Below are 24782 nucleotides of genomic sequence, written 5' to 3' on the forward strand. Positions count from 1 at the left end.
GGTAAGTTGGTGTTGCCAATGAGAGGGAACCTCTCTATAGTGACTTAATACTCACGTGGTTATTATGCCCCATGTGTGGATTAAGATCAATATGGGAGAAGAATAAATGATTAAGACAGAATGGCGTTACATGTTACAGCATAAATTCTTGATTGTCGCATTATGTGTCGTAGTTCTCATTCCCTCGATTTATGCGGTCACATTTCTTAAATCGATGTGGGATCCGTATGGAAAATTGGCCGATTTACCAGTGGCAGTGGTTAATCATGACCATGCGGTGACGTATCAGCACCGGCGATTAGCGGTTGGAAAACAGTTAACCCAAAATCTCAAAAAATCGCAAAACATGGACTTTCAAATCGTCAAATCGGCCGATCAAGCTCACCGGGGGCTAAAAAACGGGCAATACTATATGGTTGTGACAATTCCGGCGAATTTTTCAGCTCACGCCACAACGTTATTGGACCAACACCCACAGCAAATGGTGCTTCATTATGATACGAGTGCCGGTCATAACTATGTTGCGGCCAAAATGACGAGTGCGGCAGCAACTAAAATTCAGACGCAGATTAATCGGGAAATTACCAGGACTTACGCAAAATCCTTGTTTGCATCTATTAAGAAATTGGACCGGGGGATGCAATCTGCCGGAAATGGGAGTCAAAAAGTGACCAACGAAATTGTAAAGTTACAAACCGGCAGTCAAACCATGACGACTAATTTAGCGAAACTAGCCCAAAGTTCGTTAACCCTTGCAACTGGTAGTCGGCAAGTGACTACTGGAATCCAACAATATGTGGGAGGCGTTCAACAAGCGCAGGCTGGGACTGGTCAGTTAGTGACTGGATTAGACCAATTATTAGCGAAAACAGCCCAGTTGCAAACCGGCAGTGAGCAATTACGCAATGGCGCCGCTAGCTTAAAGAGTGGGGTTAATCAGTATGTGGGAGCGGCTACTCAACTGGATACGGGGACACAGCAGCTGAACACGGGTGTTCAAAATTTAAACACTAACGTGACATCTCTGAGCCAAAATATTGGCCAACTAAATCAAGGTACAGCAACGTTAACCACTGGACTGCAGCAATTAGCTAATCGTAGTCAGACGCTGAGTACAGCTATTCAGCAATTGGCAACAAACCAAGGCCAGAGTATGACGACCACACAAAAACAACTCACGCAACTCTCACAGGAGCTGGCGCAGTTAAATGACCAGTCCCAACAAGTCCAGCAGGTCAAAACAGCGCTGACCAAGTTGCAGGCGGCGGTCACAACCTTGAATCAACAACAATCGCAAAGCACATCATTAGCACAACGGGTTGCCCAAACGGCCGATGCACAGCAACTAACTGCCAGCCAAAAACAGGCAATGGTCGCCGTAGTGTCCGACAACCAGCAATCGACAACTGATACAACTGCCATTACAAGCGCAATGGCGGCCTTAAACGTCGCAATTAATGATCTCACCGCCACCGCCACGGTCAATACGACTGCGGTCACGGCTAACATCGCTCAAATTAAGCAGTCGCAAAATACAACGGCCCAGCAGTTAAACCAGTTGGCGACTGGGGCCACTAATTTGAATGATGGGTTATCGACTGCAGCTCAGCGAATGCAAACCGTTCATACGGGAACGACGACGCTAGCGCAAACGATACCGACGTTGATCGCTGGAATTGGTCAACTTGCGGATGGATCCCAGACACTAGCAACAAAGACGCATCAATTTGCACAATCTGGAACGCAACTCTCAAGTGGCGCCCAAAAATTGAGTGCAAGCATGACCGGATTAACCGCTAAGTTACCAGCGTTTGTGAACGGGGTTGGTCAATTAACCACGGGAAGCCATACACTGGCAAGTGGCTTAACACAATTGGTAACTCAAGGTGGTCGGCTTCTTACTGGTGCCCAGCAGGTGAGTGTTGGGAATCAAACACTGGCAAGTGGTGCTGGTCAACTCGCAACTGGCTCACAAACATTGGGCGCTGGAATAACGCAACTCGGCCAAGGATCGGCTCAATTGACAACTAGTCTTCAGAGCGCGGCTCGCAAAGCGCATTTAACAACCAACGCGCAAACTAATCGGCAGGTTGCTTCACCAGTGAAAACGACCCACACAGAGTTAGATCGAGTGGCTAATAACGGAACTGGAATGGCGCCATATATGGTTTCGGTTTCCTTATTTGTCGGGGCATTAGCACTTAACTTGCTTTTTGACCTTTACTCACCACGAAAATATCCTAAGACGGCATGGAGTTGGATGATCAGTAAATTTAGTATTTGGGGCCCCTTTGCGGTTGGTGAAGCTCTGATTGTGTATGGGTTGCTTTGTGGAATTGATGGTCTGAATCCTGTTCATCAGGCGGCCACATTAGGCATTATGATGCTTAGTGCGCTAAGTTCTATGGCACTAGTGACCTGGCTCAACCTTGTGTTTGGCCGTATTGGGGCTTTCTTTAGTATGGTCCTGCTCGTGCTACAATTGAGCGGGTCTGCCGGAACGTATCCAATTCAATTGTCGAACCATTTTTTCAAAATGATTCATCCGTACTTACCAATGACCTATAGCGTAAACGGGCTTCGTAAGACATTGATGATTGGGTCTTCAGCAATTCCTGAAGCCACTATTTTGACGGCAATTCTCGTCGGGTTGTTAATATTAATTTTGTTATTCTATAGTCGGCGGCATGCACGCTTAAAAGCCATTGACTTTGATGATCCAGATGCGGTTAAGGCGACGCAGGGCAGGTTAACTTCGCGAATGCAATAACTGCTTCGCAAGAAAAATTCAATGGTATAATTGGGCTAATCTTAAGTAACAGGAGTTGTCCATGAAAATTATAATTGCGCCCGCGAAAAAAATGACGGTTGATTCAGATTCGTTGCCCATTTTGAGCCAACCGACGTATTTAGATGCAACGCGTCAGATTTTACAAGCATTGCGTCAATTGACGTATGACGAGGCCAAAGCACTGTGGCACTGTAGCGACAAACTGGCGCGTCCCAACTACGACTGGTTGCAACAGCTAGACGTCACACGGCAACTTAGTCCGGCAGTGTTGGCGTACACCGGTATTCAATATCAGTACATGGCGCCCGATGTGTTTACACAACCAGCGATTGATTATGTTCAGCACAGCCTGAGAATTTTGTCGGGTTTTTACGGTATATTACGGCCGTTTGATGGAATTGTCCCGTACCGACTGGAGATGCAGTCGAAGTTGCCGGTGGTCGATCAGCCTAATTTGTACGACTTTTGGGGATCACGGTTATATGACGATTTGTATGAAGACCACGAACCGGTGATTAATTTGGCGTCGAAAGAGTATGCTAAGGCGATTGAAAAATATTTGCGGCCCCAAGATCAATTAATCACCATTACGTTTGGAACGCTGCAGGATGGTCGACTTAAGACCCGAGCAACGTTGGCTAAAATGGCTCGTGGAGAAATGGTGCGGTTCATGGCAGAAAAACAGGTAACGACTGTTGCGGCACTCAAGCAATTTGATCATTTAGACTATAGGTATGCGGCGGAGCTTTCAACGGCCGATCAGTTAGTCTTTGTCAAATAGTTTCACGTGAAACAAGATGGTAGTGTCACGTTGTTCAATCAATGGAGGAAAAAAATGCGTGCAGTAGTTATTCATCAAGCAGGAGCTCCACAACAGTTAGCCATGGAAGAACGTCCGGTTCCACAACCCAAGCCGGGGTGGTCGGTCATTCGAATTCGGGCATTTGGGTTAAACCATGCGGAATCCATCACGCGCCGAGGCGGCTCGCCGAGCGTTCAATTTCCACGAGTAATCGGTATCGAGGCCGTTGGGGAAGTTGCCGCAACGCAATCACCGGCATTGACGGTGGGAGAGCGGGTGACAACCCTGATGGGCGAACTTGGTCGTCAGTTCGATGGCAGCTATGAAGAATACGTTTTAGTGCCAGATACGCAAATTTACCCGTTGCCGCTATCGGGAGATTGGGCGCAGCTGGCTACGATTCCTGAAAGTGGGTACACGGCGTGGGGATCGATTAAAAATTGTCAGATTGTGGCGGGACAAAGTGTACTCGTACGCGGTGGTACGAGTACGGTCGGTATCGCGGCAATTCAGTTGATGACGGCCATGGGAGTTCACGTGACGGCGACGACTCGCCGGGCTGAAAAGAGCGCCTTTTTGAAGCGCCAAGGAGCCGAAGCAGTCGTCTTAGATGTGGCTGGGAAACTGCAAACAACGGCTAATTATGATGCGATCATCGAATTTGTGGGCGAAGTGACGCTACTCGACTCGCTAACCCATTTGAAGCATCCGGGAGGCTACCTCAATGTGACGGGGGAACTCGCAGATCAATGGACCCTCGATGGCTTTTCGTCATTTAACATTCCATCGGGGTCTTATTTGACGAGTTTCCAGTCTACCGACATTAATCGACAATGGTTGGCAGAAATGATGCAGTTAATTGCAGATAAACACCTCGAATTTCCAATTGGCGCGCAGTTTACACTAGATGAAATTGTGGCGGCGCACGAGCTCTTGGACGCCGGAACGGCCGATGGCAAAATTGTGGTGACGGTTTAACGGTCCGTAGTCGATGAATGATGCCTCCAACGGTACTAAAATTGAAGGTCACGAACCGAACTTCTTGCTTTTGCGGGCAGCGATAAGCGATTTTTGGAGGAGGTAATGGGCATGCGCGCGCTATATTTTAACAAATTTGGGTCAGTTGACGTATTGCGATACGGCGAGTTGGCCGATCCAACTATTACTGCTAGTGATGTTTTGGTGCAAACAACCTATATTGGGCTTAACTACGCGGATATTTATCGACGGCGAGGAACGTACCACATTGAATCCCACGATCCTTATATTGACGGGTATGAAGGTGTGGGAACGGTGGTAGCGGTCGGTGCTGATGTTACCCACGTTGGTCTGGGGGAACGAGTCTTGTTCGTGGATGTGCCACTGGCAAATGCGGAATTGGTGCGGGTGTCTGCCGATCATATCATTCAGGTCCCCGACTCACTCAGTGATCAGGACGTGGCCAGCATTGGCTTACAGGGCCTGACTGCGGACTTCTTAGTGCACGATTTGGCGCAAAATGTCGCGGGTAAACGTGTCTTGGTTCACGGTATTAGCGGTGGGGTGGGGCAATTATTGGCCCAGATTCTGGTCGCACAAGGCGCCGAGGTAACTGGAATCGTATCGACACCGGCCAAACAACGATTGGCACAATCCTTGGGAGTCCAACAGGTATTTTTACGGAATACTGACTGGTCAACTGCGTGTGTGGCGACCTTCGATCTGGTTTTTGACGGCGCCGGTGTGACGTTACCCACGAGCCTACGAGTACTGAAGCATCGCGGTCGCGTTATCTTTTATGGCATGGCGGGGGGCAACCCACCGGCCATAGACCCCGTGGCGCTGCTAGCGGAATCTAAGAGTATTTTGACGGGAGACCTGTGGGACTATTTGGACAGTTTTGCGGCGCGCCAGACACGAAGTCAGCGACTGTTTCAATATGTGGCCCGGCAACAGATTAAGCTTAATCCTTCCACAATCATGCCCCTTGCTGCGGGAAAAGCGGCCCATCAACTCTTAGAATCAGGAAAAAGTACCGGCAAGATTTTGCTCCAACCGGAATCTAAATAAGTGACGAAAAAAGCACGCTGTGATTGTTCACAGCGTGCTTTCAATTTTGGTACCTTGAACAAAGTTAATACCGGGTAAATCGGCAACGAGATCTAACGACGATTGTTGATCAATATGACTGACGGCAAATTGTAAGTGATAATCTTGTGCAAATTGATACCAGTGTTGGAAGAGTTGGTGACGAGCAGGATCCTGTGTTTCGTGACCGCTGAGGATAAAGTGGAGACCCTTGATGCGCGGGGTGTATAAAATCGCTTGTTTTAAATCAAGCACGTTATGTTGAATTAGCCAAATATCAATCGGTGTGTCGAGATCAGTGAGTGGTGGTAGTAGGTCGATGAGATGCGGATCGGTGAGCTGAATGATCAAACGTTCGGGACCAAGATCGCTTTGACTGAAGGCGATCAGACTGTTAATGGCATCAGAGTTACTGACGTCGATTCGTGAAAGTGGCAGTGTAACGGTTTGACAGCGACTAGTTTGCAGGTATTTTTTCAGTAGCGAAATTCTAAATTTCATTGAGATACTGGTGGGATTAATGATCTCCCAACGGTGGGTTTGGTCATTGCGTTCTTTGAGAATTAACCCATCCGCGACGAGGGGCTTCATCGGGGACCGGAGATCATAGACGCTTTCACCAAAGTAGGCCAACGCGTCAAGGTTGCGTGCCATTTTGACGAGGTAGGTCATTGAATCAATGGAAATGGTTTGACGGCCATTATGTTTGCTGTGGTATAGGCTATGATCAGCGCGCTGGTAAACATCTTGAAACGAAGTATCATCGGGTGCACTGTTCGTAATGCCGACCGAGGTGGTGATATTGATGGTATGACCGTTGTACATGAAGTCGTGTTCACTGAGCTTCGACCAGCATTCAGTGATAATTTCAGCAGCCGTGTTGGTCGAAGCATTACGAAAGATAACGACAAATTCTTCACCACCAGAGCGGTAAAGTTCTTGATCACAACCATATTTTTTTAAGGTGTTATGTAATAGATCGGAAACACCAATGAGGACGGTATTACCCGCCAAGTGTCCAAATCGATCGTTAACCTGTTTGAAGTAATCAATGTCGATTGAAGCAACAACGGTGTTGGTACCTGCTAGCTTGGCGTTTTGAAAGCGACGTTCAATATCGGTCGTATAGGCCGTGTAATTTTTAGCTTGTGTGAGTGGATCGTAGTAGGCCAACTTTTCGATGGCATGGGTTCGCTTGTTTTGACGATTTTGATAGTTCCAGTAAAGCGAAATAAAGAGTGAAATGACCAGCACCATTAGGGTCGCTCGGATAAGAACGACGTTGGAAACAACCACGTCAGTAAAGTCTGTTTCGGTAACTTTATGGGGAAATGATAGCCAGAACACACAACCAATGAGGGTTAATAGCATAAAGCTAATGACCGGATTGTGTCTGATTTGGGCGTGAAAACGGTAAATGATCAGGAGAATACACACTAGAAATAAAATTGAGGCGACCGCAATCGATGAGCTGATATGGTCTAGCTGGTGAATCACCCAGAAAACGCCGATACCACAACAGCGTAAAAAGTATTCGAAGCGATTAATGTGATCATCAAACAGCGGAAAAAGGACGATGATGAGACAGACGTTGTGGTAAAGCATTTCACCGTCAACGGCATACAAGCCGGCGGTGTGGAAAAATAGACCTGCAAAGAGAATGAAACCGAGCATGCCAATACGGTAGTGAACCTTAGTGTTGGCACTGCTGTGGCCCGCGAAGGCCCGTTGCCAGAGGTGTGTATAGTAGACGATTAAGCCCTCGCTAAAAAAACTCACAAGGAGAATTTCGGCGAACCAATAAATTATAATACCCGGACTTACCGTACTCATAGGTGTTGAGGACCTCCAACTTTACGTATATCGGTTTCGTACATAAAACCATAGAAGAGTATACCGCACCAGTTCGTGAGCGATCAAGCGCTTACGAGAAAAGAAACCGACGTAAAAAGACGACGATACTTATCCGGAAGGACTTTCTTTCTGGCAAAGGTATGCTAAAATTAAGCAAACAAGAATAGTACGAATAGTAATAATGTTCGTCAGCATTCGAACAATTAGCAGATAATAGAACCGTAAAAACGGTTAACTATGGAACAACAGCTTGATAGACAGGCGGAGGTAATTTTTATGTTGCGTTTCTTTGGCCAACCTAAGTATGCAGATAAAGAATTATTCGGCTATGAACTATTTTTACGAGAAAAAGTGGCAGGCAATTGGCAGTTCCCGAAGAGCTTTAGCCAGATTCATGGGCATGAATTTAGTCAATTATTGGCGGCGACACTGGCACTGATGTCGACTGATATTCAATTAGTATCGATCAATTTGGATCGGGAACAGTTTATTGAGGAAGCCTACATTTGCGAGTTGGGACGGGTACAAGAAGCGTATCCTCAAATTCAAGTTGTGGTTGAGCTCACTGAACATGATGGCAAGGTGACCAACCGGCAACTGATTGATGCGGCCGCGCGCTATGTACAATCCAGAATATGGATTTGTTTGGACGACGTTGGAACCGGCGACAACCAAATTAGTTTTGTGCAACAAATTGATCCGTACGTCAGTGAGTACAAATTTGCCCTGCAAAACTTTCATGGTAAAAAAGACTATGCGACGAGTGTCAGCCCGTATCTTCAGTTTTGGCGTGAGCAGGCAGCCCTGCACCACAAATTTTTCGCCATTGAAGGATTTGAAAATGCGGTTGATCTCAAAATTGCGCAAAACTATCATGCTGATATTAAACAAGGGTACTACTTTGGTCGACCACACGAAATCGCAGCGCAGTCAACGCTACTGGTGGCAGATCACTAATCTGATGAACTAGGAACAAAGGCGAATGGTAAATGATAAATTAACACAGTTAAAAGTTCACGCTCAGCACGTCGGTGATCGCCTGTCTGCGATGGTCTTGCCGAATATCGGGGCGTTTATTGCGTGGGGCCTAATTGCGGCGATCTTCAATAAAACCGGATGGTGGCCGAACGCACATTTAGCAACCCTTGTTGGACCGATGAGCCATTATTTGTTACCCCTACTGATTGCATATTCCGGGGGTTCGGCCATCGCTAAACATCGGGGTGGCGTTGTCGGCATGATTGCAACGATGGGGCTGATTGTCGGTTCATCCATGCCGATGTTTATCGGAGCGATGATTATGGGCCCGCTGGGTGGCTGGATTATCAATCGGTGGGATCGCCATGTCGAGCGACGGATTCCACAGGGTTTTGAAATGCTGACAAATAATTTTTCGGCAGGCATTATCGGCATGGGATTGGCACTGGTCGGATATGTACTCATCCAGCCGATTATGTTGCTGGGAAACCGTTTGTTGGCAGCTGGGGTGGACCATATTATTCATACGGGCCTATTACCACTCGCTAACATTTTGATTGAACCTGCCAAGGTACTTTTCTTAAATAATGCGATTAATCAAGGGATTTTAGCACCGTTGGGCACTCAGGCGGCTTCGGTGAGTGGCCAATCGATTTTATTTCTACTTGAAACTAATCCAGGCCCGGGACTCGGGGTATTACTGGCCTTTTCCGTTTTAGGAAGGGGTGTTTTGCGGACGTCAGCCTCTAGTGCCATTATCATTCAATTTTTGGGTGGCATTCATGAAATCTACTTTCCATTTGTTCTCATGCGGCCGCTTCTGTTACTGGCCGTGATTGCGGGAGGCGTATCGGGAACTTTCACGTTTACCTTTTTTAACGTTGGGTTGCGTGCGATCCCGTCGCCGGGATCAATCATTTCGATTTTACTAATGACACCTAAGGGGCTTCATAATTTAATTGGGGTGCTGGCAGGTATTCTAGTGGCGACCGTTGTCTCATTTGCGCTCTCGTTGGTCATTTTGCAATGGTATCAAAGCAATCGACGCAGTGCATTGAGCGGTAGGATTTCTACTATTCAGCCCGTTAAGCGGGTGATCTTTGCTGATGAAGCGGGGATGGGCACGAGTCAAATGGGCCGGCGAATTTTTGAGATGAAACTACAGGCTGCAGGATTGGAAATTCCGGTTCAGCATGTTTTGATTCAAAATCTAGTCGACGAGTCAGATGTGATCGTCATCACCCGGCAAAGCTACGCTAAATGGGTAACGAAGAAGATGCCACAGGCGTTGCAAGTGGTAGCCGTGGATAACTTCTTTAACGCGCCGCAGTATGACGAACTGATTAAAAAGCTCCGGCCAGAGAAGATAATTTAAATTAATATTTCCTGGGAAATAAAAAGGTCGCTCACAATAATGTGAACGGCCTTTATTGATTAGTAAATTGTTGCGATCTGATCTTGGACGGCTTGGTGGTTAGTGAATTCGTCATAGGTGGTATCAGCACGGTCGACGACGCCCTTTGGTCCTACTTCCACGATGTGGTTAGCGATGGTTTGGATAAATTGATGGTCATGACTGGTGAAGACCATGGATCCTTTAAAATCAATCAACGCATCGTTCAAACTAGTAATACTTTCAAGATCCAGGTGGTTGGTTGGATCGTCAAGGAGAAGGACGTTAGCCTTACTGAGCATCATCTTAGAAAGATAGCTCCGCACCTTTTCGCCCCCGGAAAGGACATTAACCTGTTTTAAGACATCATCGCCCCGGAAGAGCATTTGGCCTAGGAAACCGCGGAGGAAGGTATTATCACTTTCTTCTTTGGCGGCAAATTGGCGCAGCCATTCCAAAATGTTGAGACGGTCATCATCAAATTCAGGGTTTAAGTCCTTAGGCATATAGGCCCGGTTAGTCGTAACTCCCCACGTGATGGTACCTTCGTCGGGTTCCATCGCGCCCGCAATGATTTGCATCAAAATACTTGCGGTGACATCGGATCGAGAAATGAACGCGGTTTTGTCGCCGGGACGTAAAATGAAGCTAACGTTGTTGAGAACTTTGACACCCTCGATCGTTTTGCTAACATTTTCTACCCGTAATAAATCGTTGCCTAACTCGCGTTCTGGTGTGAACTTGATGAAGGGGTACTTACGGGAACTGGGCTTAATGTCATCAAGGGTAATTTTATCGAGTTGCTTCTTACGCGACGTCGCCTGCTTGGATTTTGAGGCGTTGGCGGAGAAACGAGCGATAAATTCTTGCAGTTGCTTAATTTGTTCCTCTTTTTTGGCGTTCGCTTGCGATTTCAACTTGAGGGCTAATTCGGAACTTTGCATCCAGAAGTCGTAGTTACCAACGAATAATTCGATCTTGCCAAAGTCCACGTCACACATGTGCGTGCAGACGGCATTCAAGAAGTGCCGATCATGGCTGACCACTAAAACAGTGTTTTCGTAGCCGGCAAGAAAATCTTCTAGCCAACTAATGGTTTGGGGATCAAGTCCGTTGGTTGGTTCGTCCAACAGCAAAATGTCGGGCTTGCCGAATAGGGCTTGGGCCAGCAAGACCTTGATTTTGTCGTTCTCAGCAAGGTCCTTCATCAAACTTTGGTGAAGATCTTCGCCAATACCCATTGATTGGAGAAGTTGGCTGGCGTCGCTTTCGGCGTTCCAACCATCCATTTCGGCGAATTCGCCTTCTAGTTCGGCAGCGCGAATCCCGTCAGCATCCGAGAAGTCGGGTTTGGCGTAGAGGGCATCTTTTTCGGTCATCACTTCGTAGAGGTGATCGTAACCTTGCAAAACAGTATTCATGACGGTTTGGTCGTCAAATGCAAAGTGATCTTGCTTCAAGCTACTCATTCGCTCGTTAGGACCCATCGAGACGTTCCCGGTGGTCGGTGCTAGTTTACCTTCGATAATTTTTAGGAAGGTTGATTTCCCTGCACCATTGGCACCGATGATTCCGTAGCAGTTACCGGGCGTGAATTTTAAATTGACGTCGTCGTAGAGTTTACGATCAGAAAACGTCATGGATACGTTATTTACAGTTAACAATCTGTTACCTCGCTTTATTCGTGTGAAATTTTAAGTGGCTGATAATCGTCATCTTATCTTATCAGATAACGTGAAGTGGGACAAATCAGATTCTGAAAAATGTTAGATTTTTAATCTTGCGTATTTCATTAGGTTAGGCACGACAATGGGATTAATCAACCGTTAAACTGATGGTATACTAGGAAGGATTGCATTTAAATTGATGACGAAGGAGACGAGTACGATCGCAGTTCAACTTTCAGATGATTTAAGAGCCCTTTTATTGGCGAGCAACCTCGGATTAAATAAAAATCATCCGCTCGCGGGGTGGAATTTTCTCACCATTTTATACCATGATGGTGCTAGTAGCGCGGTACCCATTACTAAAGATTTTCTTCTTCAGAAATATAATCACGATTATCGTGACTTTAAGGGCCACGAAGACCCGATCAAAGATGAAACGATGAAACACATTATGGCTGTCCTGACGGGACCGGCCGGCTTGGTCGAAGTTTCACCGCGCAAGGTGCGCGAGCGGATGCGTAACGGATTTTATCATATTCACCAGTCGTACGTGTACCGCATTACGAGTAGTGGAATTGAATATCTTAAAATGATGCAACGGGTCGTGGATGCCGAAAGTACCGTTACGGCTAACACGAACCGTATCGACGAGTATTGTCAGCTCGTTGCCCGGCTAAACCAAGCAACGGAAAGCGCCGAAAGTACCCAATTTTACAATGATTTTCATAACATGGTGACGGCTTATGATGATGTGATGAAGGGCATGCATAAGTTGGACGAAGATCTCGATGAGCTCGCCAACGATTTAGCCTTCCAACATGGGAGTGAAGAGGCCCATCATTTACAGGTCATGTTAACGGATAAAGCAGTGCCATCATTTAAAAAGATGCTAGCGACTGGGAAACCGATCAAGGCAATGGCTTACTCGGAGCACTTCATCGAACGGGTCGCTCGGAGTCAGCAGGGGAGCGATGATTTGGATACGGCGCATGCGATTGAAGACACGGCCAGTATGCTGCTACGATTTAACCGAACGAAAGACTACGTCAAACGCCAAATGGCTCATTTAGCGATGAGTTTTGAATCAAACGAGAGTGCGATCGATACGAGCTTGGATTCAATGTACATGCTCTTTGGCACGATTATGAATGCTGTGAAGTTGCTCGGGCGCGAATACGAACATGTTAAGAGCCAGACGGTGGATGTGAAGGCCCTAACGGATCAAATTGATGCTTTGATGACGCATTATCAGACGCTACGGGTACCAACTCAGATTCTCCGGCACCTGCCCATGGATCGGCAGATTGAAGATCGCAGCGATCTATTGGATGCCACCACGATGGGACCGGTGACGTATACGGCGGATGAAAGTAAGCAACAGGTCGCCACCGAAGCCGACAATCCGGTGGTAGCCAATGACCAGTTTGATGAACAGGCGCAGACGGCCGGTTTAGCTGAATTTCAGCGATTGGTCATGGTGGATGAGGACACGCTTGTCGTGGATCATGACTTAGAATTTCAGACGGTGGTCGCACGCGATGAAGTCATGCGATTATACAGTGCGACGGGCTACGACTCGTACGCGGGGTTCGCACCATTTGGGCGACCGATTAAAGCGGCGCGACTGATGCCAACCGCGCAACCAATTCGCCTGCACTGCGTTAATGAACAGTTTAGCGTTTTTTTGCCGGGGGGCTTTACGGTTGATTTCCAAAGTGAGGAGCAGGTAGATGACTGATTTAACGAGTTCGGAACGCCTAGTGATTAACCAGCTATTTGATCATGGAATTTTCACAAGCACGGTGACGCCGAAAATGACCAATAAAATGACGGACGCGATTAAGGCGGTCAAACGACCGCTAGTCCAGCAACATATCAATACGTATCTCAAACAGTTGGTTGGAAGTGGTCCAGATAACTATCAAAATAATTTTCTCTTTTTCATTGGCAGTAACCAATTAGACGAAGATCATGTCCACGTGTTGCTCGCGACCCTTAAGGCGGTGATCAACTTACCAGAACTTAAGGGACGTGATGCCGATCGCGCGGTCGCGACGCAGTCGATTATGCGGCAGGTTCATAGTGAAGTGCCGAATCTCAGTGAAAAACTGATTTACAAGATGATCACCGACTTATTCGTGACGCGCTTGGAACTTTTTAAGCCCGATATTCCCGAAAATTTAAGTGGCGAAGAAACCCAAGAAGTGGAGGAGTACTGGGATGTGAGCCCTGATTTCAATTACATTGCGCAATGTATCGTCAATTATTTGATGGCGCAAAAGGATACCCCCAAGTTAACGGCGGTTCAGCGTGTTAACCGCGCGTTGATGATCAAACGCTATATTAGTGCGAAAACGGATCCGGGATTATGGCCGACTTTAGTCAGCAATAAAAATGACGTCGCTGAGCAATGGGCCCAGCTCCAACGCTTTGACCTTGAATGTGGTAACGACTATGCGTTGCTACTCGATCGAACGCACCAGCCAAGCAGTGCCCGGCCCTTTGTTTTGGCAATTGCTGTGGCTCATTCGCTCGGAGCGGGGATTCCAGCCGCCCACTTAAATCAACGGATCAAACAGATTAACCACTCGGTGTTGCCCGATCACGTAGTGGCACCGGGGCTGGTTAGTCAGGCCTTAGAAGATAACGCACTGGCGTACGAACGGGGCGGATTTGTAATTCCATCCCCCCTCGTAAAGCGATTTAGTGCACAAAAAACGGAATAGGAGTTGAACAGTCGTGCCATTTAATCAGCAATTAATTCCAGTTAGTTTTCACCTTCGTAATTTTAATAAGTACCACCAGCTCGACCTACCAGCTTCCAAGAACGGTAATTTAACGTTGATTGGTGAAAACGCGGTTGGAAAGACGACGCTCGCCAACTGCTTTTTCCCAATGCTCATTGATGGGGCTATCTCGACGCCTTCCTTTAACCCTGCTAAGGGGACCGATAAGTTGGGACAATCGATTAACCCGCGTAATAGTGCCCGTGATACCCGTAACTTTGAGGGGATGCTCCTCGGCTGGGGCGCCGGTGCCATGAAAGTCCGGACCGGCTATAGCTACATTTTGTGGCAATCTGATCAGCGGCAACTCATCACTGGGATTGGTGCCTATCGTGCCCAAGGGGCGACACGGAAACCAACTTGGTGGTTCGTAGCCAGTCAGGAAGGGCTCGAACCTAAATTAGAAATTGTGACGACGGATGATGCCGGTAAGAGTCTGGGTCGCGACGAATTTATCGCCCAGAACCGGCATCTGGGAGAACAATTGAAGGTCTACGATCGGGCTGAGGATTATCGGGACTACGTGGCCAACCACGTCTACGGATTTACCAGTGAGGCCCTCGGGAAGTTGGCCAATGTATACCGCCTTCTGGCGTCACCAATCTTGACGGCGGGGAATGCGAAGTTTACCCCAATTCGGGAAGCGCTCCGAACCGCGCAGGAAGGGATTGACCCGCAGGTAATTAACGATGTCGCTGAAAGTCAGCGTGAAGTGAACCGGATGAACGGGATTCTCACGCGGGTTCAGCGCGCTCAGGATCGGTTGCAAAAGCTGCAACAGGAACTTTTCTGGCGTAACCTCAATCATTTACAAGAACTACGACTGCAACCCTATAGCGAGCGTCATCACCAGTACGAAGATCATCGCAAGAAGTTTGAAAGTACGGGAGATCAGATTCAACAGCTAAGTACCCAACAGCAGTTGACCAGTCAAAACCTCTTGGATACGCAGACGCAGTTAGCAGCGATGCAAAAACAAAAGGCCGAGCAGGAGTATGTCATAGAGCGTAAGCACCAGTATGAAAGCCAGATCAGTCAGGCTAAGCGCGAACTGGATAAGTATCGTAAAGAGGCGCGGCATAAGACGGCTTTGCAGCACCAGTTGGGCGAACTGACGCAGCAGTTGACCAAACTAAATCAGCAGGCGCAGGAACTAGATGAACGCCAATTAAAGCCGCTTCAAGCATCGCTAGACGCCAAGACGGCGAATTTGCAAGAGTTAGCCGCCATGGTGGCAGAAGTGACGGTAGCCGGGACGCAGCACCAGCTAGCACAGTATCTGCAATTGATGCAGCAGCTGATCACCAAACATCGGTCACTGACTGAGATGATCGACCATCTTGACGCCAATATGAAGGTGGTCGACGGGATGCAAGGGGATCTGGATATTCGGATTGATCAGCGGCTTACTAATCCGATGACGAGTCGTGCGCGGGGACATTTGCACGAAGATAACCGGGAGATTCACCAAGCTGGAATGGCTAAAATGAATGAGCAGTTCATCGCGTTGAACAAGCAACGAGCAGATTTGATTGTCGATCATGGCGATCTTAAACGGCTCCTCGGTCATCAGGAGCGCATTAACGAGTTACAAACGATTAACTCGCAGCTCCAAACCTACTTGCAAGATAGTGATGCGGTCCAAACGCAGATTAAAGAACGCACGATTAAGCAGACGGGCCTTGATGAAGAGTTGGCTCAATTAAACCGGATGATGGATCCGAACTTTAATATCGACGATCAAGAAGCCCGGATTAAGGAGTTACAACGCCAGTCCGATGCGCTGAAGATTGATCTGCAACTGGATGTGCGGATGGCCGAAACGAGTATGGCGCTGCAAAAATTTACCACGGACAACAATACCCTGATCAAAAAGATCAGTGAACAACGCGGGATTCAAAATGAGTCCCAAGCGGCGATGGGGGAAGATGAACAGGTTCTAGCAGACATGAAAGCGCAAATTTCTCGGGCATTAACGGCCCTCACGCCGTATATGGCAGATGGCCAGCACCTGACCAACGTGGCGGAGGCCGTCGCCTTTGTGCATGCGAACGGCAGTCGAGTGCGTAATAGTAATTATGCCGGCATTAGTGCTCAGGTTAGCCGGTTGATTCATGATAATGATAATAACGGTGTGGATCAATATGCGTTGGACAACCTATTTGAAGAACGTGGCTATACTGAAATGGTTGGACTAATGCGGGGCAAACGGGTGGCACAAAATGGTGATATGGTTACCGTGACGTTCGATATTGCGGAAGCCCAGCGATTGATGCAGGCTGATGAAAAGGACGTGCAGCAGTCACTAGAGACGCTTACCACGGGGAATAATCTCGCCCAGATTGTGTATACAGAAGCTGTCATCGATCGAATTGCCAGTCAATACCGGCTAATCAATGAATACAACCAGATGTTGGCAGAAGGTGGTCGAGCACAAAAAATTCATTTGAAGGTGACATTACGGCCGGATACGGTGACCCAGACCGTCATCGATGAAGCCCGTGATTTGCAGCGGGAAGAACGGCCTGCGTTGCAAGACGAGATTGCCCGCCGGTTGGAAAAACTAGCGAATAATCCCGATACCGCGGATGATGACGATGAATTTTATCGGGCTGCACAGCTGAGCTTGGATACCCGGCAGTGGTCGAACTTTGTGGTCCTCATCAAGCGGCGTCAAAACGGAGACTATGAAGAAGTGGATGACAAATTTGTGCAATCCGGTGGTTCCGGTGCCGAAAAGTCCCAAGCGATGGTTCTACCGTTGTTGCTAGTGCCTAAAATGGTCCTACAACGTGCGAGCCGGCCGGACGCTCCGGGACTCGTCATGTTTGATGAGTTCGCGGATAAGCTGGATCCGGAGACGGCCAAAGCCTTTGCCAACACGATTACGAACTTTGGGTTCAACTTCATTGCGACGATGCCAAGCGGTGCGCAAAATAAGATCTTGGCCGACGGTGTCGAAAACATTGCTTACGACGTGATTGCACCGCAAACGCAAGATGACGGGCGGTTCCATAAAAATATTGTCCGACCAGCCCTTATCTGGCAAATGGCGCGGGATCATGAGTAGCTATCAAGATGCTTATGAAGCGCAAACGGGCCGTGTTGCACCGGCACAAGCCGCGCAACTAGATGCGTTATTTGATAAGATGGTGCGTCACGAATTATTACCACCGCGCGGCCAACAAGCTGTCGACGCTGGATTGACGGCGCACACATTGAATGATGCGCAGGAGAATCCAGCGCTGTACCAGTACTACCGCTGGATGGTGACGACTTATTTTGGCAACCAGCCGATTGATGAATTACCCGCACAACTGATCGGCAGGTCGTTAACCTGTGCCAATATTTTTCAGACAACGCTCCCACAACCGCTCACGTTGAACGTCTGGCAGATGACGGCAATGCAAGACTTTCCGCTAATGACCGACCGAGCCGTGATTGTGGAAAATAACGGTATTCTTATCTGGCTGTTGCATCGACATCCCAACTGGCCGTTGATTAATCAGGAAGGTAATAACTTTAATCAGCCGTCAGTGAAGATGATGCAGACGCTGGAACGACGGGGGCTGGCCTATACGTACCTCGGAGATTTGGATACTGACGGTATTGAAATTGCGGATCGGTTGTACGGTAAACTACAGCGAACCACCATCGAGGCGTTCACGGCACTGCAATCCCCGCTCACCGTGGCGAAGTGGGTGACGTTGTACGGCAAACCGCCGGTATCGGCACATCGCACCCGTGCTGGTCAGGTACAACAATCAATTTTTCAGCAGGAGCTGAATACGATCCATTTGCTCGGTAAGTTTGTGGAGCAAGAGCAGCTCATTCAACAGTACGAGGCATTGATTAGCCAGTGGCTCGTTAAAAAAACACCGTCATCATTCGATTCGAAATGATGACGGTGTTTTTGTTTGGTAGCTTTAATGAGGTTATTTGACCTGTCGAACTTGATGTCGATAGAGTGCCCAACCCATGATTGCAGTTAATACGTCGGCAACTGCTTGAGCCCAGATAATACCGTAATAACCGAACCAGAGATTACCTAAAACGATGGCAATGGTGAATAAAACGCCTTGCCGTGAAATAGACATTGCGAGGGCATTGAATGCTTGAGCAGTGGACTGGAAAACGGTTGTGTAAACTAAAATGGCACCGCCAAACGGAGTTGTAATTAATAGGATTTGCAGAATTTGAGTACCGTAATGAATAACGGCCGGATTGTTCAAGAATAGGCTCACGAGCCATGGGGCAATCAAGATCATTAGTGCCGCCACGATTAGGGCCCACACAACTTCAACAAGTATATCGAAACGGATAATCTTTTGCAGGCGTTGATGGTTCTGAGCGCCATAATTATACCCGATCAATGGCTGTGCCCCAAAGGCAAAGCCAACCATGACAGAATTCACGATTTGCGAGACCTTAGTGGCAATTCCAAGTGCTGCCACCCGATCAGCACCGTAGTGGGCAAGGTAATTATTGAAGACGGCAGTTTGATAGCTGATCATTAGGTTGGTGATTGAAGCTGGGAGTCCAATTACCAGAATTTGCCAGACATCTTTTTTGGCCAGTGAAACCTCATGCCAGTTGACGTTAATGACTTTGCAGCGTTGCCGAATATATTGAATGAGAATAATATCAGTTAACGCGTAGCCCAGGAGGTTAGCAAAGGCGGCACCAGCAGCACCCCAGCCGAAAACAAGAATGAAGAGCGGATCAAGGATGATATTGAGGGCGAGACCAGCAATCATGCCAATCATATTTTCGGTTGCTCGTCCCTCCGTGCGCATTAGGTTACCAGGGATGATGGAAATGGTAACGAGTGCGGCGCCAATATTAAAAACTCGGTAAAATTGAGCAGCATAGGGATAAGTCGCTGTTGTTGCACCTAAGGCTGTCAAAATGGGATGCTCAAAGATCAACATTAGGCTGGCTACGATGAGACTTGAGAAAATCCCAGTGTAAAAGCAATAACTACTTACATGGCGGCCCAGTTCATGGTTTCGGCGTCCAAGGAGTCGAGAAACGTAGGCACTTCCACCAAGACCAAAAATATCGCCGAGGGCAATCATGAGGTTAAACAGTGGCGTGCACAATGATACGCCTGCAACCAAAGCTGTGTTTTGGGTCATTGAAACAAAAAAGGTATCGGCGACGTTATAGATCATACTAGCTAACATACTCAAGACGACGGGCATGGCAAGAGTAAAGTAGGCCGTTTTGATCGGCGCTCGTTCAAATAAATCTTCCACAGAAATCCTCCAATGTGGGTGTCATAGAATGAACATTAAAGGGCTTGCGGTGCCGATAAATGACATTGTGCAGCAATTTCGGCAAGTTGGTCGGCGGTGGTGTCATCGATGCTGACACCATGAACCTTATTTTCATCGTAGTGCTTGTATTCGCGGTCGCCTGGAATCATGATCTGGGTTCCGGGCTGATGATCGAGGTTGCGAATTCGAGTGAACATGCTTTGAGCGTTGGCCTTGAGGGTTGCTAAATCGCCAAAGAATGACGGATCAAGCACCATGAAGAACTGACTGAAATCATGTTTACCCGTGTTGGTATCGGCCGAAATTGAGCCCTGAGCTAGGATGCCGGTCAACAATTCTACGACCAGTGAGTTACCAAAACCTTTGTAGTTCGAGTTTTCCTCGGAGTTTCCCCCGAGTGTCAAAACGCCACCACCGGGTTGTTTTTCGGTGAAGGCAACTGCCGATAAGATGTCTTCGGCCTCATTAGCGTCCTTGACCACTTGACGATCACCATCAATGGCCCACTCACCAGGAATGGGGTCGCCCTTTTTGGCGAGAACTTGAATTTTACCACCCGAGACAACGGAAGTGGCCCCATCGAAGACAAACGGGTGGGGTTCACCGGGGAAGGTAAAGGCAAAGGCGTTGGATCCCAGAAAGGCATCCTTAGCGTTAGTCGGCACGACGAGGGGACGCGTATTGGTATTAGAAATACCAATTAGTCCCGCTTCGGCCGCCATGCGAGAGTAGTAGCCAGCCGTACCGAAGTGGTTAGAATTACGAATAACGGCTGTGGCCACAACCGAATTTTTGGCCTTTTCAATCAGTTTGGTCATGGCAAGTGCCGAGGCAATGTGCCCCATATTTTGGTTCGCATCAACGAGTAGGCTGGTAGGAGTTTCCTTTAAAATAAGGGGCTCATTTTGTGGTTCGATGGTATGGTCTTTAATCATGTTGATATACCAAGCGAGTCGTTGAATTCCGTGCGAAGAAATTCCCCGGAGATCGGCATCTACCAAGGTATCTGCGAGTAACGCACTGTTGTCTGGCGTAAAGCCATATTTAGTAAAGACTTGAATTAAAAACTCATTTTCTGATTTAGCACTGATTTTCATGCTGTGCATCCTTCTTTCTCATATTTAATAAAAAATCGTCCCTATGCAATTTGCATAAGGACGATGACGATGCAACCGTGGTACCACCTTTGTTTACGGTCTTTTACGGACCGCCTCAGTCTTCTCCCATGAGGGAAAAGAGGCGCAAGATAACGGTTGCCAAGCGGGGATGTAGCGTGAACCCATCCCGATATTCTGAGCTCATCTTCACTTAGTCCAAATCACATTCTTGCACCAACCGAATGCTCTCTACTGATCTGACTTAGCTACTCTTCTCATTAACATTTAATGTATTAAGACTAAAGAAAAAACTAACCCAGAATCAGAAATTTGTCAAGACGGGCCATTAAAATATCCATAACCACAGGTTATGGATGCGTTTAAGACAATTGAAAATCAGTTGATACTCCCACCGTGAACCTCTGTCGCTTCGGTCACTAAAACGAAGGCGGCTGGATCGTAATGGTGAACGTGGTCGACTAAGTGGCGAAAGTCGCTTTGTTCCACGACGACCATCAGCATTTCGCGTTCCTGACCGGAGTAGCCACCGACTACTTGATGAATGGTCATTCCGTAGTCGGTTTTATCGAGCAGGCTTTGCTTAATGTCAGCTAGGGTGTGGTTGCTCATAATGTAAACCGCCTTTTTTCGATCAAAGCCGGTTTCAACGTAGTTCATGACGATGCTGGTGAGTCCCACAGCGAAAACGGCGAGGATAAAGGCTTCGATACCAGAAACGGGGATGTTGAAAAGGCAGACGACAAAGTCGATGAGAAACAGTCCAACAGCAGGCTTAATGTTAAAGTAGCGTTTGAGAATCATTGGTGGAACGGTCGTACCGCCGCTGGAAGCATCGAGACGGTAGTTTAGCGCCACGCCAAAGGCGAAGACGATACTACCGACGATGATTGCAAGGAGACGATCTTTGACAATCATTGTTTGCGGCGTAATGGCCAGTAAGACGGGGAGCATCAGACTGCCTAGTAAAATCCGTCGGGTTGTCCCTAAGTTTAGCAAGACGGCTGCCAGAATTAACATGGCGACGTTGATGACGAGCGTCGTCCAGCCTAGTGCAATTCCAAAGGTTTCTTGCACAAGGATGGCAATCCCAGTAGCGCCCCCGGCGGCCACGTTATGTGGTGCGTAAAAAAGATTAATACTGATCGCGATAATTTCCAGAGCCACAAGCATTAATCCACCACGCACCAGCGGAAATTTAAGGTATTTATCCATAGGTCACCTCTCATTTTGACGATTAGTAACAAGTTATATTGTTAATTATAACATATCGCCGGTAATTCCCCGAATAAGGGCCATCCAATAGTTGAAATACTATATAATAGGGAAATGATAACGAATCGATGGGGTGAGAACTTGAAAAAAATTGCACCACTTTTAATTGGTCTGGGCGCGATCAGCTACGGAATTCCCGGATCACTCTTTGAGCTGGCGAATCATCAAGGAGTTACGAGTGGAATTTTGTTGGTCATGACGTTTTTAATTTCCTGTGTCATCTTTAATTTGGTGGGGATTGTGGTACCACGACATCAGCGACATGCTCACAGTCACCGTCAGGCTTGGATCGTGATGCTATCGGGGACTTCGATGGCGTTCACGAATACGTTCTACATTATGGCGTTACAGTACATTTCGGTTGCCGTAGCGGCCGTCATGATGATGCAATCGGTATGGCTGTCAATCGTGTTGGCGGCGATTGCGGATCGGGTATGGCCCTCGCTAATGCAGTTACTGAGCGTGCTCGTTGTTTTGGCGGGTACGGTGATGGCCGCGGGGCTGTTGCCACTGGACGGTCACGTATCACTTTTCGGAATGGGGCTGGCCTTTTTGGCGGCCCTCGCATACGCGGTGACGATTCAATTTACCGGTGGGGCGGCCAGCGATTTACACCCCCTCACCAAGGCGCGCCTCATGAGTATTGGGGCGTTGGTACTCGTGGCGGCCATTTGGGGGCCCACGATTGCGCCGTCTGCTAACTGGGGCTTAGCCTTGAAGTGGGGCGCGATCACGTCGTTTTTTGTGATGGTCTTCCCACTGACCAGCTTTTCATACTTCATGCCGTATCTGCCAATGGGAATCGGCCCGATTCTATCATCGCTGGAGTTGCCGGCTTCGGTCATTTTTGCATTTATCTTGCTGCGTCAGACGGTCACGCCGCTTCAAATGGTGGGAGTGGCGATCATCATTACGACGGTGATTGTTACTAATTGGCTTCAAGTACGCCATCGGCAACAGCAATCGTGGCTGAAGTAGGGGAGGTGAGTTCGTGAAAAATCAATTTCAAATTGGTGAAATGGCGGCTATTAATCACACAACCATTAAAACGCTCCGGTATTACGATCAGATTGGGTTATTCAAACCACGCTACGTGGATCCGCACACCGGGTATCGATATTACGAAGCCGAACAGTTTGAACGGCTGAATACGATTCAGTATTTGAAGACGATGGGGTTGTCGCTACGGGAGATTCAAGTACACTTGGATAACCGCAGTATCGACGATTTTCAGGAGCTATTGGCGAACCAAGAGGCTGAGATTGATCGGCAGATTCGGACCCTCCAATCCATCAAGCACCGTTTTAAACACCGGATTGAAGATTTAGAAATTGGCCGCCACCATCCACCGCTTGGTCACCCGCAGCTTGAAATGGTACCCGAGCGTCGGGTGATTCGCTTGGATCAAGTCATTCGTACAAATGATGAGTTAGAGGTGGCCCTCCGGCAGTTAGAAAACCAAGCCGAATTACAGGCGGTTATTTTCATTGGTGGGGTGGGGCTGGTCATCGAGCAACATGAACTGGCTCAGCACCGGTTTGATGAGTACCACGGAATTTTTGTGTTAGTGGACGAAACGACGACCTCATCACTCGTAGCGACCATCCCCGCCGGTTGCTACGCCAGCATTTACCACAACGGCAATCATACCCAATCGGCGCAGTATTACGATCAATTGTTACGCTACGTGGCCGATCAGCGCAAGACGGTGGCGGGGGATGCGATTGAGCGCACGATTATTGACCAGTACGTTTCTCGTGACCCGCAAGATTACTTGACAAAAATTGAAATTCCAATTAAGAATTGACCCTCCACCTAGTGGAGGGTTTATTCTTTTAACCAGAAAACGAATGGGGGAACGGCATATATGATTGGAACAATTTTTAATACCGCAATGATTATTGTGGGGAGCTTGATTGGCAGTCTGTTTAAACGGGGGCTGAAGGAGTCCTATCACCGAATTTTAATGCAGGCCCTCGGGCTGGCGGTGGTGTTACTGGGAATCAATACCACCATTACCCATATGGCGGATAGCAAGTATCCGGTGCTCTTCATTGTGAGCTTGGCATTAGGAGGGCTGATTGGTCAGGCGCTTAATCTGGAAGCCCGCTTTAATCGACTGCTGAGTCGGTTTTCAGGGAAAAATAATTTAGCGCAGGGCTTGTCGACGGCCGTTTTACTGTTTTGCATTGGAACTTTGTCAATCGTCGGACCGATCGAAGCAGCGTTGCGCCATAACAACACGTACCTCTTTACCAACGGAATGCTCGATGGCATTACTTCCATGGTGCTGGCTTCGACATTTGGGATTGGTATTATGATAGCGAGTGTGATTTTATTTTCATGGCAGGGAAGCATCTATGCCCTGTCGCTCCTAATGCAGGGTGCGATTAGCAATGATCTGATCACTGAATTATCGGTCGTGGGTGGCATTTTAATTTTAGCCTCGGGACTTAATATTTTAGAGATCAAACAAATTAATACTGTGAACCTCTTGCCAGCGCTAGTGATGCCGGCGATTCTCTTACCCATCATTCATTTAGTGATCGGCTAATCAGTGGTTAGTTGGTTGAACAAAATAATTTAAAACTTTATTAGTTCAAGGCATTGATTTGATCTATCGCGATGATTTACAATAAACACAATAAGTCGGAAGTAGTTAAATAGAAAATTCTGATATTGCAATAGCAATCCGCTCAAGTTCGCAATTTGAACATACGACCCGCACATGAGAAAGACATGTCCGGGTCGTTTTCTATTCTAAATGGGGAGACA

General features: G+C 47.8%; 17 protein-coding genes, 1 pseudogene and 1 other annotated feature. Of the genes and pseudogenes, 13 read left to right on the top strand and 5 right to left on the bottom strand.

The annotated features are described in order from the left end of the window. The first annotated feature begins 106 nt into the window (after positions 1 to 106). The 4 genes from FC26_RS09605 (at position 107) to FC26_RS09620 (ending at position 5642) form a co-directional block, all read left to right on the top strand. Positions 107 to 2770 carry a YhgE/Pip domain-containing protein gene (locus tag FC26_RS09605; protein WP_057780037.1) on the top strand — a complete coding sequence of 888 codons (2664 nt, stop codon included), beginning with the start codon at positions 107 to 109 and terminating at the stop codon, positions 2768 to 2770. A 61-nt stretch (positions 2771 to 2831) separates the two neighbouring features. Next, complete coding sequence (gene yaaA / locus FC26_RS09610; protein WP_057780039.1) at positions 2832 to 3572, top strand: peroxide stress protein YaaA; 741 nt, start codon at positions 2832 to 2834, stop codon at positions 3570 to 3572. A gap of 54 nt (positions 3573 to 3626) precedes the next feature. Then, on the top strand, positions 3627 to 4571 hold the full coding sequence (locus FC26_RS09615; protein ID WP_057780040.1) for a zinc-binding dehydrogenase: 945 nt from the start codon (positions 3627 to 3629) through the stop codon (positions 4569 to 4571). A gap of 111 nt (positions 4572 to 4682) precedes the next feature. Continuing rightward, entirely contained in the window at positions 4683 to 5642 is a 960-nt protein-coding gene (locus FC26_RS09620; RefSeq protein WP_057780042.1) for a zinc-binding dehydrogenase, read from the top strand. A 27-nt stretch (positions 5643 to 5669) separates the two neighbouring features. Here FC26_RS09620 and FC26_RS09625 read toward each other — a convergent pair whose 3' ends face one another. Then, positions 5670 to 7493: a GGDEF domain-containing protein gene (locus FC26_RS09625; protein ID WP_057780044.1), complete on the bottom strand. Its 1824-nt coding sequence runs from the start codon at positions 7491 to 7493 to the stop codon at positions 5670 to 5672. Positions 7494 to 7790: 297 nt separating this feature from the next. On the opposite strand from FC26_RS09625, the gene FC26_RS09630 reads away from it, so the two are divergent. After that, positions 7791 to 8471, top strand: a complete 681-nt coding sequence (locus FC26_RS09630) for an EAL domain-containing protein (protein ID WP_057780046.1) — start codon at positions 7791 to 7793, stop codon at positions 8469 to 8471. 25 nt (positions 8472 to 8496) lie between these two features. Continuing rightward, positions 8497 to 9657 (top strand): annotated as a pseudogene (gene mtlA / locus FC26_RS09635) (mannitol-specific PTS transporter subunit IIC); the annotation flags it as partial. Positions 9658 to 9926: 269 nt separating this feature from the next. Here the strand turns inward: mtlA and FC26_RS09640 are convergent. Beyond that, positions 9927 to 11549, bottom strand: coding sequence for an ABC-F family ATP-binding cassette domain-containing protein (locus tag FC26_RS09640; RefSeq protein WP_057780050.1), 1623 nt, complete (start codon positions 11547 to 11549; stop codon positions 9927 to 9929). 223 nt (positions 11550 to 11772) lie between these two features. Between FC26_RS09640 and FC26_RS09645 the strand changes: the two genes are divergently transcribed. From FC26_RS09645 to FC26_RS09660, 4 genes are read left to right on the top strand one after another with little or no spacing between them, the layout of a single operon-like run. After that, positions 11773 to 13290 carry a hypothetical protein gene (locus tag FC26_RS09645; protein WP_057780324.1) on the top strand — a complete coding sequence of 506 codons (1518 nt, stop codon included), beginning with the start codon at positions 11773 to 11775 and terminating at the stop codon, positions 13288 to 13290. Next, positions 13283 to 14278 (top strand): hypothetical protein, encoded by a 996-nt coding sequence (locus FC26_RS09650; protein WP_057780052.1) that lies wholly within the window; start codon positions 13283 to 13285, stop codon positions 14276 to 14278. The genes FC26_RS09645 and FC26_RS09650 overlap by 8 nt, the downstream gene beginning before the upstream one ends. Before the next feature lie 13 nt (positions 14279 to 14291). Beyond that, the gene (locus FC26_RS13105; RefSeq protein ID WP_057780054.1) at positions 14292 to 17408 is read left to right on the top strand and encodes an SbcC/MukB-like Walker B domain-containing protein; all 3117 of its coding nucleotides are present in this window, start codon (positions 14292 to 14294) and stop codon (positions 17406 to 17408) included. Continuing rightward, on the top strand, positions 17401 to 18240 hold the full coding sequence (locus tag FC26_RS09660; RefSeq protein ID WP_057780056.1) for a DUF2399 domain-containing protein: 840 nt from the start codon (positions 17401 to 17403) through the stop codon (positions 18238 to 18240). Before FC26_RS13105 ends, FC26_RS09660 begins: the two co-directional genes overlap by 8 nt. Before the next feature lie 33 nt (positions 18241 to 18273). On the opposite strand, the gene FC26_RS09665 is transcribed toward FC26_RS09660, so the two are convergent. From FC26_RS09665 to FC26_RS09675, 3 genes are all read right to left on the bottom strand, one after another. Continuing rightward, positions 18274 to 19596, bottom strand: a complete 1323-nt coding sequence (locus FC26_RS09665; RefSeq protein WP_057780058.1) for an MATE family efflux transporter — start codon at positions 19594 to 19596, stop codon at positions 18274 to 18276. Positions 19597 to 19631: 35 nt separating this feature from the next. After that, on the bottom strand, positions 19632 to 20714 hold the full coding sequence (locus tag FC26_RS09670) for an Ldh family oxidoreductase (RefSeq protein WP_057780060.1): 1083 nt from the start codon (positions 20712 to 20714) through the stop codon (positions 19632 to 19634). A 53-nt stretch (positions 20715 to 20767) separates the two neighbouring features. Then, positions 20768 to 21005: a binding site (T-box leader), on the bottom strand. 105 nt (positions 21006 to 21110) lie between these two features. Further along, entirely contained in the window at positions 21111 to 21947 is an 837-nt protein-coding gene (locus FC26_RS09675; protein WP_057780062.1) for a YitT family protein, read from the bottom strand. 141 nt (positions 21948 to 22088) lie between these two features. Here FC26_RS09675 and FC26_RS09680 point away from each other — a divergent pair, with 141 nt between their 5' ends. Genes FC26_RS09680 through FC26_RS09690 form a run of 3 tightly spaced genes read left to right on the top strand, consistent with a single transcriptional unit; the run spans position 22089 to position 24561 of the window. Continuing rightward, positions 22089 to 22985 carry an EamA family transporter gene (locus FC26_RS09680; RefSeq protein ID WP_057780064.1) on the top strand — a complete coding sequence of 299 codons (897 nt, stop codon included), beginning with the start codon at positions 22089 to 22091 and terminating at the stop codon, positions 22983 to 22985. 13 nt (positions 22986 to 22998) lie between these two features. Further along, the gene (locus tag FC26_RS09685) at positions 22999 to 23814 is read left to right on the top strand and encodes a MerR family transcriptional regulator (RefSeq protein WP_057780066.1); all 816 of its coding nucleotides are present in this window, start codon (positions 22999 to 23001) and stop codon (positions 23812 to 23814) included. 60 nt (positions 23815 to 23874) lie between these two features. Next, positions 23875 to 24561, top strand: a complete 687-nt coding sequence (locus FC26_RS09690; protein ID WP_057780068.1) for a DUF554 domain-containing protein — start codon at positions 23875 to 23877, stop codon at positions 24559 to 24561. Positions 24562 to 24782: the final 221 nt, after the last annotated feature.

Source organism: Paucilactobacillus vaccinostercus DSM 20634, from assembly GCF_001436295.1.
In the GTDB taxonomy this organism is placed as follows: domain Bacteria; phylum Bacillota; class Bacilli; order Lactobacillales; family Lactobacillaceae; genus Paucilactobacillus; species Paucilactobacillus vaccinostercus.

Excerpts from the sequence above, each read along its gene's own strand:
- FC26_RS09605 (WP_057780037.1), top strand. The coding sequence starts at position 107 with ATGATTAAGACAGAATGGCGTTACATGTTACAGCATAAATTCTTGATT.
- yaaA (WP_057780039.1), top strand. The coding sequence starts at position 2,832 with ATGAAAATTATAATTGCGCCCGCGAAAAAAATGACGGTTGATTCAGAT.
- FC26_RS09615 (WP_057780040.1), top strand. The coding sequence starts at position 3,627 with ATGCGTGCAGTAGTTATTCATCAAGCAGGAGCTCCACAACAGTTAGCC.
- FC26_RS09620 (WP_057780042.1), top strand. The coding sequence starts at position 4,683 with ATGCGCGCGCTATATTTTAACAAATTTGGGTCAGTTGACGTATTGCGA.
- FC26_RS09625 (WP_057780044.1), bottom strand. The coding sequence starts at position 7,493 with ATGAGTACGGTAAGTCCGGGTATTATAATTTATTGGTTCGCCGAAATT.
- FC26_RS09630 (WP_057780046.1), top strand. The coding sequence starts at position 7,791 with ATGTTGCGTTTCTTTGGCCAACCTAAGTATGCAGATAAAGAATTATTC.
- FC26_RS09650 (WP_057780052.1), top strand. The coding sequence starts at position 13,283 with ATGACTGATTTAACGAGTTCGGAACGCCTAGTGATTAACCAGCTATTT.
- FC26_RS09660 (WP_057780056.1), top strand. The coding sequence starts at position 17,401 with ATGAGTAGCTATCAAGATGCTTATGAAGCGCAAACGGGCCGTGTTGCA.
- FC26_RS09670 (WP_057780060.1), bottom strand. The coding sequence starts at position 20,714 with ATGAAAATCAGTGCTAAATCAGAAAATGAGTTTTTAATTCAAGTCTTT.
- FC26_RS09675 (WP_057780062.1), bottom strand. The coding sequence starts at position 21,947 with ATGGATAAATACCTTAAATTTCCGCTGGTGCGTGGTGGATTAATGCTT.
- FC26_RS09690 (WP_057780068.1), top strand. The coding sequence starts at position 23,875 with ATGATTGGAACAATTTTTAATACCGCAATGATTATTGTGGGGAGCTTG.